We start from the raw sequence: 14268 nt of genomic DNA on the forward strand, positions 1-14268 counted from the left end.
TGAATCAGACGTGACAGGTTTCTGATTTGGAGATGGTCAGTCTAACTTGAAGCGACGACCATGCCTACAATCCCGCATCATGGCGAGCAAACCGACATCTTCCGCAAATAGTTCCACCCCGGCCAAAGGGGGTACGCAGCCCAATGCCGCGTATGGCGAAGCTTCCATCCGTGTCCTCAAGGGGCTGGAGCCGGTCAAGCAGCGTCCAGGCATGTACACCCGGACAGACAATCCGCTGCACGTCATTCAGGAAGTGATCGACAACGCCGCCGACGAAGCTCTGGCAGGGTTCGGCAAGCGCATTGCCGTCACTTTGCACACAGATGGCTCGGTGTCGGTGGAAGACGATGGACGGGGGATTCCGTTTGGCTTGCACCCGGAAGAAGGCGTCAGCGTGGTGGAGATTGTCTTCACGCGTCTGCATGCCGGTGGCAAATTCGACAAGGGCTCGGGCGGTGCCTACAGCTTCTCCGGCGGTCTGCACGGTGTGGGGGTGAGTGTCACCAACGCCTTGTCGACACGTCTGCAGGTCACGGTCTGCCGCGACAAGCAGGTGGCCCAGCTGGTGTTTGGCAATGGGGGCGATGTGGTGGAGGCCCTGACGGTACGGCCTGCGGCCAGTGGCGACCGCAAGCAGGGCACCTCGGTGCGCGCCTGGCCGGACCCGAAGTATTTTGAGAGCGCCGAGCTGCCCAAGGGCGAGCTGGTGCACATGCTGCGCAGCAAGGCTGTGCTGATGCCGGGGGTGACCATCACCCTGACGCATGAAAAGACCGGCGAGACGCAGACCTGGCTTTACAAGGGCGGTCTGCGTGACTACCTGACCCAGGAGCTGGTGGCCGAACCTTTGATTCCCTTGTTCGAAGGTGAGCAATACGCCGGCAGCACCGACGACACCTTTGCCGAAGGCGAAGGCGCGGCCTGGTGCGTGGCCTTCACGGAAGAAGGCTCGCCCATGCGGGAGAGCTACGTCAACCTGATTCCCACCGTGGCCGGCGGCACGCACGAGTCTGGTCTGAAGGATGGCTTGTTCCAGGCGGTCAAGGGTTTCATCGAGATGCACGCCCTGACACCCAAGGGCGTCAAGCTCATGCCCGACGATGTGTTCTCGCGTGCCAGCTTTGTGCTCTCAGCCAAAGTGCTGGACCCTCAGTTCCAGGGGCAGACCAAGGAGCGACTCAACAGCCGTGATGCACTGCGCCTGGTCAGTGCCTTCGTCAAGCCGGCCATGGAGCTGTGGCTGAGCCAGCATGTGGAATACGGCAAGAAGCTCGCCGAGCTGGTGATCAAGCAGGCCCAGGCACGCCAGCGGGCAGGGCAGAAGATCGAAAAGAAGAAGAGCTCGGGCGTGGCCGTGCTGCCGGGCAAGTTGACCGATTGCGAAAGCCGCGATATCTCGCTCAACGAGGTCTTTCTGGTCGAGGGCGACTCGGCCGGAGGCAGTGCCAAGATGGGGCGCGACAAGGAAACACAGGCCATCTTGCCGCTGCGTGGCAAGGTGCTCAATGCCTGGGAAGTCGAGCGCGATCTGCTGTTCAAGAACAATGAAATTCACGACATTTCGGTGGCCATTGGCGTGGACCCGCATGGCCCGCAAGACAGCCCGGATCTGAGCGGTCTGCGCTACGGCAAGATCTGCGTGCTGTCTGATGCCGATGTGGACGGCTCGCACATTCAAGTGCTGTTGCTGACGCTGTTTTTCAGACATTTCCCGAAGCTGGTGGAGGCAGGGCACGTCTATATCGCCCGTCCGCCCCTGTTCCGTGTAGACGCCCCGGCCCGTGGCAAGAAGCCGGCAGCCAAGTTCTATGCGCTTGATGAAGGTGAGCTCAATGCCATCCTCGACAAGCTGCGCAAGGATGGTTGCCGCGAGGGTTCCTGGACCATCAGCCGCTTCAAGGGCCTGGGCGAAATGAGTGCCGGGCAGCTGTGGGAAACCACGCTCAACCCCGATACCCGTCGTCTGCTGCCGGTGGCCTATGGCGAGCCGGGCTTCGACGCGACGGAAGTCACTTTCAACAAGCTCATGGGCAAGGGCGAAGCGGCATCACGCCGGGAGTTGATGGAGCTGCACGGCGACGCCGTCGAAATCGACGTGTGACGGCGGTGGCGCCGGGTCAGTGGCGCAGCAAGGTGGCCAGGGTGGGATCGAGCGTGGCCATGAAGTCTTCCACGGCCTGGGTGTAGCGCTCGTCTTCGCCCAGATCCTTGTTGATGGCGCCGTGGTTCTTCTTTTGCGGCAGCACCGCCGCCCGGATGCCCAGCCCCAGGCTCTTGTCGGCATAGGCGTGTGCCTGACCGCAGGGGTCATCCTTGCGCTGGGTTGAGCACACGCCCAGCCAGGGGGCGGCTCCTTTGTTCAGCAGGTGGTAGGGCGAGGCGGTCACCCACTGCGCTTCGTTGCTGCCAAACGCTTCCAGATAGCGCTGCTTCAGAAACGGATAGACCGCGGGCATTTCCGTCACCACGTTCATGGCCCCGGCGTCGAGCGAGACCGTGCCGAGTACAGGCTGGACACCATTGGCCTGCCTGATCTGGGCGTCGGCATTGACGAGCGACACCAGGTGGGCGCCGGCCGAGTGTCCCATCAGCACGACTTTGCCCGGGTCACCGCCCCAGTCGCGTGCATGGGCCTGGACATAGGCAATGGCCTTGGCGACATGGTTGGCCTGACGCAGGGCATTGGCACCATCACTGACCATGGGGTAGTTCACGGATACGAACAGCAGCCCCTTGGGAACCCAGCGTGCCACCTTGTTCTCGGTGACCCCGGTGGCCTGCTTGTCGCCTACACACCACCCGCCACCATGCACCATCACCACCACGGGAGTGAGCTGACTGGAGCCTGTGCGGCTTGGTTGGTAGACGTCTAGCTTTTCCAGTGGGGCACTGCCGTAGGCGATGTCGGCCTGCGTCGGTGTTGGGCCGGTATGTCGGGCGCGACTGAATTTGTCCAGACGGTTGACCTTGCGGGCCCATTGCTCGCAGCTTTCGGCCTGACCTCGCCCGCCCAGGTCTGACAACCCTTCGGGGTCTGCAGCGTCGTCGCCGGGCGCTTCTGTGGCCTGCTGGCGTTCCTGCATGCGTTCCTTGATGAGGTCGCGCAGCGGGCCGGCATGGGCGAGGGGGCCCAGCAGGGTCAGAAGCAAGGTCAGTGGGGCGAGGCGCAGCAGGGCGGGCATGGCCATGACTCCATTTGGTCGCACGGTGGCAGATGCACGCAAGGCTACAGGCAAAATACGCGGGTTCAGCGAAAACAGACCCATGTCTCAGCAAACTCTCGAATTCAACCAGCCACCCACCGATGGGGGCGACTCCCTGACCCTGGCGCATTACGCCGAGCGGGCCTATCTGGAATACGCCCTCAGTGTGGTGAAGGGCCGTGCCTTGCCGGATGTGTGTGACGGGCAGAAGCCGGTTCAGCGCCGCATCCTGTACGCGATGGACCGCCTCGGCCTGTCCTATGCCGGCAATACCGGTGCCAAGCCGGTCAAGAGCGCCCGCGTGGTGGGTGATGTGCTGGGGCGTTTCCACCCCCATGGCGACTCCGCGGCCTATGAGGCTCTGGTGCGCATGGCGCAGGATTTCTCCTTGCGCTACCCGCTGATCGATGGCCAGGGCAATTTCGGCTCGCGTGATGGCGATGGCGCTGCGGCGATGCGTTACACGGAAGCCAGGCTGTCACCCATTGCCCGCTTGCTGCTCGACGAGATCGACATGGGCACGGTCGACTTCGTGCCCAACTACGATGGCTCGACCGACGAGCCCAGACAGTTGCCCGCCCGGCTGCCATTCGTGTTGCTCAATGGAGCCAGCGGCATTGCCGTGGGTCTGGCCACCGAAATCCCGAGCCACAACCTGCGCGAGGTGGCTGCTGCCGCCGTGGCCCTGATCAAGAACGATCAGCTGACCGACGACGCGTTGTCCGAGCTGATCCCTGGGCCCGACTTCCCGGGCGGTGGGCAGATCATTTCCTCGCCGCAGGACATCCAGGATGCCTACCGGACCGGGCGGGGCAGCCTGAAGGTGCGGGCGCGCTGGAAGATCGAAGACATGGCCCGTGGCCAGTGGCAACTGGTGGTCACCGAGCTGCCGCACGGCACCAGCGCCCAGAAGGTGCTGGAAGAAATCGAAGAGCTCACCAACCCGAAGGTGAAGGCGGGCAAGAAGGCGCTGACCGCCGAACAGACGCAGCTGAAAACCACGGTGCTGTCGGTGCTCGATGGTGTGCGTGACGAGTCCAGCAAGGACGCTGCAGTCCGACTGGTGTTCGAACCCAAGAGCCGCACGATCGATCAACAGGAGCTGATCACCACCTTGCTGGCACACACCAGCCTGGAGTCGTCTTCCTCGATCAACCTCACCATGGTGGGGGCCGATGGCAGACCGACCCAGAAGAGCCTGCGTCAGATCCTGACGGAGTGGATCGGTTTCCGCATGGAGACCGTCACCCGTCGCACGCAGCATCGTCTGGGCAAGGTGCTGGATCGCATCCACGTGCTGGAAGGCCGCCAACTGGTCTTGCTCAACATCGATGAGGTCATCCACATCATCCGCAACAGCGATGAGCCCAAGGCCGCGCTGATCGAGCGCTTCAAGCTCAGCGACCGCCAGGCGGAAGACATCCTTGAAATCCGGCTGCGCCAGTTGGCACGGTTGGAGGCCATCAAGATCGAGCAGGAGCTGTCCGACCTGCGCGCCGAACAGGCCAAGCTCGACGACATTCTGGGTAGCCCGGCCGCGCTGCGACGCACGGTGGTCAAGGAAATCGAGGCCGATGCCAAGCAGTACGGTGACGAGCGCCGGACCCTGATTCAGGCTGAAAAGCGCGCCGTGGCCGAAGTGAAGGTGATCGACGAGCCCGTGACCGTGGTGATCAGCGAGAAGGGGTGGGTGCGGGCGCGAACCGGGCACGGGCATGACCCGGCTGGCTTTGCCTTCAAGGCTGGAGATGGTCTGTATGGCACCTTCGAGTGCCGCACGGTGGACCCACTCATCGTGCTGGGCTCCAACGGGCGTGTCTACAGCGTGCCCGTGAGCAGCTTGCCTGGCGCACGGGGGGATGGACAGCCCATCACCACCATGATCGAGCTGGAATCGGGCACGCAGCCGCTGCATTACCTGGCTGGCAACCCCGAGCAGGTCATCTTGCTGGCCAACAGCGGTGGCTTTGGTCTGCTGGCCAAGCTGGGCGACCTGACGACCCGTCAGAAGGGCGGCAAGGGCTTCCTGTCACTCGATGAGGGTGACCAGGTGCTGCCGCCGGTGATGGTGCAGCCTGCGCACACGCAGGTGGCCTGCCTGTGTCAGGACGGCCGCATGCTGGTGTTCGGGCTGGACGAGCTCAAGCTGCAGTCCAACGGTGGGCGCGGCCTGACGCTGATGGACGTGGACCCCAAGAAAGCCCCGCTGATCTCGGTGGCGACGGTGCTCAACGGGGTGCGGGTGATTGGCACCACGCGTGGCGCCAAACCCAAGGAAGAAGACGTGCGCAACTCGGCTTACCTGGCGCACGTGGGCAAACGGGCTCGCAAGGGCAAGCCCGTGGACGCATTCCAGAAAGTGACCCGCGTCCAGGCATTGAGCGGAACCTGATGCCTCAGTGGAAGATCACGTCCAGGGCTTTGAACTGGTCGTGCTCTTCCGGGCCGGTGATGCTGTCGAGTGTCTGGCTGGTCGACTCGGCCTTGAAACCGGCTTTTTGCAGGTTGGCCAGCAGCTCTTCCGGTGTCTGTTTGGCCAGTGGGGCGATGCTGACCAGCTGGGCGTGGATCACGGCTTGTGAAGCTCGGCGTGCCGGGTGGCCGCCACCTTCACCTTCGTCTTCCTTGATGAAGAACGAAGCCACCAGGATCACGACAAACACCCCCACGATGCCCAGGGCTGCAGGTTTGTTCAGGTAACGCTTGAACACGGTGAAGTTGGCTGTCACGTGGGTCGCCACGCCGATGACCATGGCCCAGCCCAGCCACTCGTGCACTTCCTTGTTCAGCCCCATGTCTGCATGGAAGAACATCAGGATGCCGGTGCAGGCCATCAGGATGAATGATCCGATCGTGAGGGGCGTGGCCCATTCGCGGGAGATCTGCATGGTGTGTTTTGCTTGCTGAAGGTTGTCGATGCGACCAGTTTGCCGCGCAACTGTGGTCGAATTGTGGAGAAACGTAGATATGGATTGATGCAGGTCAAGCGTCGGTACATGAGGCCCGGCGCGCGTCCCAATCTTGACGTGGCACAGGGGTGCGTCAACACATTCTGGCGGACGGCAAGCAGGAAAACGCCATGGCAGCAGCACGCCTTCACCCGCTAGCCTCGGGGTGTACATCGTGTGCATCTTCGGGAGCGGACACCATGAGCAGCCTTGCCGGCAAGACCCTTTTCATCACTGGTGCGAGTCGTGGCATCGGCCAGGCCATTGCCTTGCGTGCCGCACGCGATGGTGCCAACGTGGTGGTGGCGGCCAAAACAGCCGAGCCTGATCCCCGCCTGCCGGGCACCATCTACACGGCGGCCGCGGCCATTGAAGCGGCCGGGGGACGGGCGCTGCCGCTGGTGCTGGATGTCCGTGACGAGGTGGCCGTTCGGGCCGCTGTCGAACAGGCTGCGGCGCATTTCGGCGGCATCGACATCCTGGTCAACAACGCCAGCGCCATCAACCTGAGCAAGGCTGCTGACACGTCGGCCAAGCGTTATGACCTGATGATGGACATCAATGTGCGTGGCACCTTCATGTGTTCCCAGGCGTGCATTCCGTATCTGGAAAAGGCTACCAACCCCCACATTCTGGTGTTGTCTCCCCCCATCAGCCTGGATGCCAAATGGTTTGCCCACCATGCGGCTTACACCACGTCGAAATACGCCATGAGCATGCTGGCCTTGGGTTTGGCCGCCGAACTGCGAGGGCAGGGGGTGGCCGTGAATGCGCTGTGGCCTCGCACTCTGATTGCCACGGCAGCCTTGAATGCGGTGGGCAGCCATCTGGGCACCATGGGGCGCACGCCCGAGATCATGGCCGATGCAGCCTGGCACATCCTGACGCAGGACAGCCGTCAGGTGTCGGGTCAGTTTTTTGTGGACGAAACGGTGCTGCGCGAGGCCGGTGTCACCGACTTCGCGCCCTATCTGGTCACACCGGGCAGCGAGCCGATGCTGGACCTGTACATCGAGGCCTGAGGCTCAGGCGAATCAGACGCGAACCACGGTGACCGAACACTCGGCCTCGGCCACGACCTGGGCACTCACGCTGCCCAGGTAGCGACGCAGCGCCGAGTTGCCTCGCGCACCCATCACGATGTGGTCGACGTGCGTCTTGCGGGCAAACTCGATGATGGCCGCTGCCGTGTCCGGTGATTCGAGCACGTGGAAGGTCAGGCGCTGGTCATCCATGTCGAGAGCTTGCTGGAGCGGGCGCGCCCAGTGCTTGATGGCCACCAACTGCTGGACATGCAGGCTGTTACCCTGATCGTCGGTCAACTTGTCCATGCCAACCCGGTTGGTCTTCATGACAGTGACGCAGGCCAGTCGGGCGCCCGGTTCGATCTGCAAAATGCGTTTGACGGTGCCCAGCAGCTTTTTTTGCAGTGCCGGCGTCGAGGAATGGATCCCAACGGCGGCCATGATGATCGGGCTGCGTTCAACCACCTCGGCGGCATTGGCCTGGGTGCGGGATTCTGCGCCGACTGCCTTGAACCAGCGGCTCAGGGTTTTGAGTCGGCCGGCCGTGTCCATTTTCTCGGCCCTGGCCGTGAGGGTCACCTGTTCCGGATGCAGCAGATCAAAGGCCAGTTGCGCGGCAGACTGGTAGCGCTTGTCGGGGTTGACTTCGAGGCAGCGCAGCACGATTTCCTGGAACCACGCCGGGATGTCTGCCTTGATGGCGCGGGGCGGCACCGGTTCGGTATAGAGGCGCTTGCGCAAACCGGAGACCGAGTTGGGTTGCCCGAAGGGGCGTTCTCCGGTGGTGAAGTGGTACATCATCACACCGAGGGCGAAGAGGTCGCTGCGTGGGTCGGTCCGGTTGAACTGCACCTGTTCCGGCGACATATAAGGGCCCGTCCCCATGGGCAACTCGAACTCTTCTTCCAGCAAGTCGGGGAGTTGGTCGTGGCGCGACAGACCGAAGTCGACCAGCACGGCTTCACCGGTCTCGCGGAACATGATGTTGCTGGGTTTGATGTCGAGGTGCACCACATGCTGGCAGTGCAGGGCGTGCAGGGCCTGGGCCACCCGTGCGCCGAAATCAGCCACCTCATCGACGGGGACCGGGGCGTCGTCCAGCCGGGGGCGCAGGGTTTCACCCTGGATGCGCTCCATCACGATATAGGGTTGCCGGGTGAAGTCGCCCTTGGCCACGAAGTGCGGCACATGAGGCCCCGTCAGCCTGGGCATCAGCATCTGTTCAACCTCGAAGCCGACGATGGTGGCCGGGTCTTCTCCGCCCTTGATGCGGGGCACCTTCATCAGCAGTGGGATGTCTTGCTGGTTGTCCAGATCGGTCACGGACCACAACGCTGCCATGCCGCCCTGGTGTACCCGCTTTTCCAGTCGGAAACGGTCGATGATCTGACCTTCTTCGAGCTTCTGCGGGAGCGTGATGTCATCTGCCATGCAACAGCCTTTCTGCTTGTTGGGGAGGCAGGCCGGCATCGCGGATGCGCTGCGCGGCCGCATCGTGGTCGTAGGGCACCCGGTGGAAGGTCAGGGTGCTGGTGTCGGTGTCGAACATGGCGTAGCAGGCGGCTGGGTTGCCGTCACGCGGTTGCCCGACCGAACCCGGAATGGCCAGCCAGCGGCGAGCCGATGACAACTCGATGGGCACGTCCTGAACCGGTGTGAAGTTCCCGCCTTTGCCCGTCAGGGTCAGGTGGTAGAGCGCAGGGTCATGCATGTGCCCGCAAAACACGAATTGGTGGTCGCTGGCAAACAGGCTGCGCGTGGCCTCCAGTCGGCCCATGATGTAGCCCCAGTTGGCTGGGTCGTGGGCATTGGCGTGGGCAACGAGGCAGGGCCCCACTGTGGCCGTGAGTGGCAAGCCCGCCAAAAATGCCTTTTGGTCAGCGCTGAGTTGCTGGCGCGTCCACTTGAGGGATGGCAGCACGTGGCCAGCCATGTCGGGGTTGTCTTCGTCGGCGACGACAGCATCGTCATGGTTGCCCTTGACGGCGATGGCACCGTGGGCGACCTGATCTCTGACAAAGTCGATGACCCAAGCGGGGTCGGCGCCGTAATCAACATAGTCGCCCAGCAAGACGAGTTGGTCTACGCCTTCGCTTTGGGCGTGCGCCCACACAGACTCGGTGGCCTGGCGGTTGGCATGCAGGTCGGATAACAGGGCAATTTTCATGAACGGGACATCTCCAACCTGAAGAGTCTAGGCCGTGTACCGAGGGGTGAACACAAGGGACTGCCCCCTGATGGCGTTGAACTCATTCTGGTAAAATCGGTCATACCTCATGCGAGCAAGACTGTGCTGTTTGCGCGCCCACCCATGACGATGACCGCAGAACAAGAAGCCGTCCTGCGCTCGATTCGGAAGCTGGTTGATTTCTGGGGCATCACGTCAGATGAACTGGCGGACGTGCCTGCCTCTTCGCCACCCGTCGAGCCTAGCGAGCCTCCGCCCCTCACCGCTAAATACAGACATCCCGTTTCTGGAGAAACCTGGGATGGCATCGGCTCGCAGCCGCCATGGTTGCGTGATGCATTGATACGTCAGGGCTATACCGTTGAAGAATTGCGTGCCTCGGCTTGAGGCACAATCGGCAGCCCGGGCTCCATAGTTCAATGGATAGAACAGCCCCCTCCTAAGGGGCAGGTGCAGGTTCGATTCCTGCTGGAGCCGCCAGTTCACCCACCGGGCAGCAAAACGGCTGCCCCACTGAAGCGCCCCGCGCGCAAGTCATCCAGCGCCTGGTTGGCCTGGTCCAGTGGATAGGGGTGCGTGGTCACATGCAGTTTGAATTCCCCTGCAATGCGCATGAAGGCATCGCCATCCGCTCGGGTGAGGTTGGCGACCGACACGATTTGCCGTTCACGCCATAGCCAGGCATACGGAAAGCTGGGGATGTCGCTCATGTGGATGCCGGCGCACACCACCTTGCCGGCAGGGCGGATGGCCTGCAGGGCCTTGGGCACCAGTGCGCCATCAGGGGCAAACAGCAAGGCCGCATCGAGTGCCACACCAGGACTGTCGTCGGACGAGCCCGCCCATACGGCCCCCAGGCTCATGGCCAGGGCCTGAGCCGCTACGTCGCCGGAACGGGTGAACGCATAGACATCGCAGCCCTGGTGCCTGGCAATCTGTGCCAGCAAGTGGGCGGCGGCACCAAAGCCATACAGACCAATGCGTTTGATGGGGCCACGCAAGACATCGGCTGCCATGGCGTAGGCCCGATAGCCGATCAGACCTGCGCACAGCAGGGGGGCCGCCTCCATATCGGTGTAGATGTCCGGAATGGCAAACACGTAGCGGGCATCCGCCACGGTGTGGCGGGCATAGCCACCGTCAATCTGGTAGCCGGTGAAGCGCGCCGATTCACACAGGTTTTCACGGCCGGCAAGACAGTGCTCACAACTGCCGCAGGTCCAGCCCAGCCAGGGTACGCCGACCCGCTGGCCCAAGTGGAAACCAGTCACACCCTCACCCAGCGCCGTCACGGTACCGACAATTTCATGCCCCGGCACCACGGCGTGGCCAGGGAAGGGCAGTTCGCCATCGACAATGTGCAGGTCGGTGCGGCAGACGCCGCAGGCCAGCACGCGGATACCGACCTGGCCAGAGCCCGGCCGCGGGGCTTGGTCACGCCAGACCTGCTGCAGTGGTTTGCCGGGCGCTTCCAGCTGCATCAGGCATTGGGCGGGCTCACCAGGGAGGGCTGTCGTCACTGGCGGACGTGGTGGCTGAAGTGGGGGCAGGCTCATGTTGAATGGTGGCTGGAGCGGGTTCGCTGCCCATGCTCGGCAACTCGCCGCCCAGAACGTCCAGCAGATCGGGGATCAGCTCGCGCAATTCCCCTGTCGTGATGGCGGCATCCGCATCGAATGCCTCGTCCTTGTCGGCGTAGCTGCCTGATTGACCTTCGAACACCACATCGAGAAACGCCAGTTTCTTGATTTGCAGCGATTCCGTCAACATGAAGGACACCCGGCTGTTCCAGGTCAGGGCCAGGCGCGTGGCCACTTTGCCGCTGATGATGTGCTGGCGTACTTCTTCGGTGTCGAGCAGGTGCCGCGCGTAGCGCACGACCGACTTCATCTCGTCGGTCGACTTGAGTTCGCATTCCCGGTCAACCGTGAAGTCAGCCGGCGGCTCTCCACTGAGCAGCCACTCCGTCATCGCCACCGAGGGCGACAGGGCCGTCTGGATGGCCGACACGGCAAAGCCATCAACGTGCTTGACCAGGCTGGCAATGATCTCTTCGGACTTGTTCTGACTGGTGCAGTCGAGGACGAGGAAGCGATTTTTGGGGTCGATCCAGACGTTCACTGCGGACTGCTTGGTGAAGGCCTTGGGGAGCAGTTCCTGAGTGGCCTGCTCCTTGATTTCCTTGGTCAGCTTCTTGCCCGGCTTGCGTCCAGTTTCTTCTTCGATCTGGCGCGCGATTTCCTCGGTGCGACGTTTGACCACGGCACCAGGCAGCACGCGCTGCTCGATCTTGAACTTCATCAGCCATTGGCCGTCGATCGACTCCAGCAGTGGAGCGTGGGCGGAACCCCGTGGCTCGACCCAGCCGGAAGACTGCGGCTGGGAGGCTCCGCAAGGTACAAAACGGCTTTTGTCCAGGCCGTTTTCAAGATCGGTAGGCGAAGGCTGCCACTGTGTTCCGATTCGGAACACGGTCAGGTTCTTGAACACGAATGCAATCCTCAGCTTTTGAGCAGGCCTTTGGTTTCGATGAAGCCAATGACTTCATCCAGGCCCTGCTTGGTTTTCAGGTTGGTCATCACGAAGGGGCGGGTGGGGCGCATGCGCTGCGTATCCGCCCTCATGATGTCGAGGTTTGCACCGACATAGGGCGCCAGATCCGTCTTGTTGATGACGAACAGGTCGCTCTTGGTGATGCCGGGCCCACCCTTGCGAGGGATTTTCTCACCGGCGGCGACGTCGATCACGTAGATCGTGAGGTCGCTGAGCTCCGGGCTGAAGGTCGCCGCCAGGTTGTCGCCGCCCGATTCGATGAACACGATGTCGGCGTTGGGGTACTTGGTGAGCATGCGATCAACCGCTTCGAGGTTGATCGACGCGTCTTCGCGGATGGCAGTGTGCGGGCAGCCACCGGTTTCGACACCCATGATGCGGTCGGGGTCCAGCGCACCAGCCACGGTCAGCAGGCGCTGGTCTTCCTTGGTATAGATGTCATTGGTCACGACCACCAGGTCATAGGTGTCGCGCATGGTCTTGCACAGCATTTCGACCAGGGTCGTCTTGCCGGAACCCACGGGGCCGCCCACGCCCACGCGCAGCGGGGGCAACTTCTTGGTTCGGCCAGGGATATTGTGCAGATTGCTCATGTTTCAGTCAGGTAACGGGGTTGGGTGCCAAGGCACGAAGTATCACCCCGTCATGAGCAAATTTCCGGCCTGCCGTTCAGGCTGTGGCGCGATCTCCATTCTGGCGCCGCAAAGCCACCGCATCGCCCTGATCCATGCGGTCCTTGTCGCTGAGACGGAAGACCTGCACAGAGGTGGCCACGATTTGGGCCCGTCCAGCCAGCGACATGGACGCTGCGGCAATTTCCTCTACGGCTGCAGCGTTCTGCTGGGTGATGCCATCCAGGTGGGAGACGGCCGAATTGATCTGCGAGAGGCCCTTGAACTGCTCGGACACCGCGTGGCTGATGTCTTCAACCAGTTGACCCATCTTGCGCACAGCTGAGAGCGTTTCCTGCATGGTTTCTTGCACCGAACCGGTCAAACCGCAGCCAGCCTTGACGTTGTCGGAGGACTCCGTGATCAGTTGCTTGACCTCTCGTGCGGCCGTGGCGGTGCGTTGTGCCAGGGCGCGTACTTCTGATGCCACCACAGCAAACCCTCGACCTTGTTCGCCGGCTCGGGCAGCTTCCACCGCGGCGTTGAGCGCCAGGATATTGGTCTGGAAGGCGATGCTGTCGATGACCTGTATGATGTCCGTGATGCGGGTGGATGAGGCTTCGATGCCCTTCATGGTCTCGGTGAGGTGGTCGACTGCCTCGCCACTGCGGGACGTGATGGCCATGGCCTGCTGCGCCAGCGTCGCAGCCTCTTCGGCGGTGCTGGCACTGTGTCGTACCGTGCCGGTGATCTCTTCCATGGAGGCCGCTGTCTGCTGCAGGCTGCCGGCCTGGGCCTCCGTCCGGCTGGAGAGGTCCTGGTTGCCAGTGGCGATCTCGTGAGTGGCCACCTGCATCTGTTCCACCTCGGTGCGGGCATCTCGCACGATGGTGAAGAGGTTCACCTTGAGCTGGTTGAGGGCACGGGTGAGCTGCCCGATGGCGTCTCGACGCTGAGATTTCACAGACACGGTGAGATCGCCCGCGGCCATGCGGTTGGCGACACGCAGCAATTCTTTGAGTGGCGAGATGGCCAGATGGATGAAGAGAACCCGCACCCCCATGGTCATGACGCCGGCAGCCAACGCGATCACCAGCAACTCCCATGTGGCGATTTCTTTCCAGCCGCCTGACAGGCTGACGCCGAGCACGAAGCCCAGTACCGCGAGGACCATGGCACAAGCCGTCAACTCGCCGGCCAGATCCAAGTGCAACAGCCGGCTGGTGCGGCCCACCATGGTGTTGGTGACCAACTGTCCACTGCGCAGGGTATGGATGGGCTTGCCCGAGGCTTTTTCTTCACGCATCCGTGCGTACAGCTGAACGGCCTGTGCGACCTCCTGCTGGTCCGGCTGCGTGCGTACAGACATGAAGCCGATTGGCTGACCGCCTTCCAGCAAGGGGGTGACATTGGCCTGCACCCAGTAGTAGCGGCCATCCGCCCGCCTGTTCTTGACCAGGCCGGACCATGGATGCCCTGCCTGGATGGTGGCCCACATGTCCCGGAAGGCTTCTTCGGGCATGTCCGGGTGCCTGATCATGTTGTGGGGTTGTCCCAGCAACTGCTCGCGTGTATAGCCACTGACCCGAATGAAGGAAGGGTTGCAGTTCAGGATCCGACCTTTGAGGTCGGTCGTCGACATCAGCATTTCCCCTTCGGGGAACGGGTATTCCTCGTCAATGACGGGTAGGTTCGAGCGCATGCACAACTCCCTATGCGGATTTCTTGGAGGTGACAGGA

At 62.6% G+C, this 14268-nt stretch carries 12 protein-coding genes and 1 tRNA gene; 5 read left to right on the forward strand and 8 right to left on the reverse strand.

What is annotated here, in order from left to right; all coding sequences use genetic code 11:
• Positions 1–79: 79 nt before the first annotated feature.
• On the forward strand, positions 80–2101 hold the full coding sequence (locus ACE3PH_RS14510; protein WP_374320330.1) for a DNA topoisomerase IV subunit B: 2022 nt from the start codon (positions 80–82) through the stop codon (positions 2099–2101).
• 16 nt (positions 2102–2117) lie between these two features.
• Here ACE3PH_RS14510 and ACE3PH_RS14515 read toward each other — a convergent pair whose 3' ends face one another.
• Positions 2118–3182, reverse strand: coding sequence for an alpha/beta hydrolase (locus ACE3PH_RS14515; RefSeq protein ID WP_374320332.1), 1065 nt, complete (start codon positions 3180–3182; stop codon positions 2118–2120).
• An 82-nt stretch (positions 3183–3264) separates the two neighbouring features.
• On the opposite strand from ACE3PH_RS14515, the gene parC reads away from it, so the two are divergent.
• On the forward strand, positions 3265–5595 hold the full coding sequence (gene parC, locus ACE3PH_RS14520) for a DNA topoisomerase IV subunit A (RefSeq protein ID WP_374320334.1): 2331 nt from the start codon (positions 3265–3267) through the stop codon (positions 5593–5595).
• A gap of 4 nt (positions 5596–5599) precedes the next feature.
• Here parC and ACE3PH_RS14525 read toward each other — a convergent pair whose 3' ends face one another.
• Entirely contained in the window at positions 5600–6091 is a 492-nt protein-coding gene (locus tag ACE3PH_RS14525) for a DUF4405 domain-containing protein (protein WP_374320336.1), read from the reverse strand.
• 260 nt (positions 6092–6351) lie between these two features.
• Here ACE3PH_RS14525 and ACE3PH_RS14530 point away from each other — a divergent pair, with 260 nt between their 5' ends.
• A complete protein-coding gene (locus ACE3PH_RS14530; protein ID WP_374320338.1) occupies positions 6352–7173 on the forward strand; it encodes an SDR family oxidoreductase in 822 nt (273 codons plus the stop codon).
• 12 nt (positions 7174–7185) lie between these two features.
• Here the strand turns inward: ACE3PH_RS14530 and ACE3PH_RS14535 are convergent, their stop codons facing one another.
• Together ACE3PH_RS14535 and ACE3PH_RS14540 are read right to left on the reverse strand one after the other, a co-directional pair.
• The gene (locus ACE3PH_RS14535) at positions 7186–8607 is read right to left on the reverse strand and encodes a serine/threonine protein kinase (RefSeq protein WP_374320340.1); all 1422 of its coding nucleotides are present in this window, start codon (positions 8605–8607) and stop codon (positions 7186–7188) included.
• Complete coding sequence (locus ACE3PH_RS14540; protein WP_374320342.1) at positions 8597–9343, reverse strand: metallophosphoesterase; 747 nt, start codon at positions 9341–9343, stop codon at positions 8597–8599. The genes ACE3PH_RS14535 and ACE3PH_RS14540 overlap by 11 nt, the downstream gene beginning before the upstream one ends.
• Positions 9344–9487: 144 nt before the next feature.
• Here ACE3PH_RS14540 and ACE3PH_RS14545 point away from each other — a divergent pair, with 144 nt between their 5' ends.
• Positions 9488–9751 (forward strand): H-NS family nucleoid-associated regulatory protein, encoded by a 264-nt coding sequence (locus tag ACE3PH_RS14545; protein WP_374320344.1) that lies wholly within the window; start codon positions 9488–9490, stop codon positions 9749–9751.
• Between the two features lie 18 nt (positions 9752–9769).
• Positions 9770–9844: transfer RNA gene (locus tag ACE3PH_RS14550), tRNA-Arg, on the forward strand.
• Positions 9845–9846: 2 nt separating this feature from the next.
• On the opposite strand, the gene ACE3PH_RS14555 is transcribed toward ACE3PH_RS14550, so the two are convergent.
• The 4 genes from ACE3PH_RS14555 to ACE3PH_RS14570 all read right to left on the reverse strand — a co-directional run bounded on the left by ACE3PH_RS14555 (position 9847) and on the right by ACE3PH_RS14570 (position 14230).
• Positions 9847–10845, reverse strand: a complete 999-nt coding sequence (locus ACE3PH_RS14555) for a zinc-dependent alcohol dehydrogenase family protein (RefSeq protein ID WP_374320384.1) — start codon at positions 10843–10845, stop codon at positions 9847–9849.
• Between the two features lie 16 nt (positions 10846–10861).
• Positions 10862–11854 (reverse strand): recombination-associated protein RdgC, encoded by a 993-nt coding sequence (locus ACE3PH_RS14560; RefSeq protein WP_374320346.1) that lies wholly within the window; start codon positions 11852–11854, stop codon positions 10862–10864.
• A gap of 11 nt (positions 11855–11865) precedes the next feature.
• Complete coding sequence (gene ureG / locus ACE3PH_RS14565; protein WP_374320348.1) at positions 11866–12510, reverse strand: urease accessory protein UreG; 645 nt, start codon at positions 12508–12510, stop codon at positions 11866–11868.
• A gap of 76 nt (positions 12511–12586) precedes the next feature.
• Positions 12587–14230, reverse strand: coding sequence for a methyl-accepting chemotaxis protein (locus tag ACE3PH_RS14570; protein WP_374320350.1), 1644 nt, complete (start codon positions 14228–14230; stop codon positions 12587–12589).
• Positions 14231–14268 lie beyond the last annotated feature (38 nt).

It is taken from the genome of Aquabacterium sp. (genome assembly GCF_041909175.1).
Lineage (GTDB): Bacteria > Pseudomonadota > Gammaproteobacteria > Burkholderiales > Burkholderiaceae_C > Aquabacterium.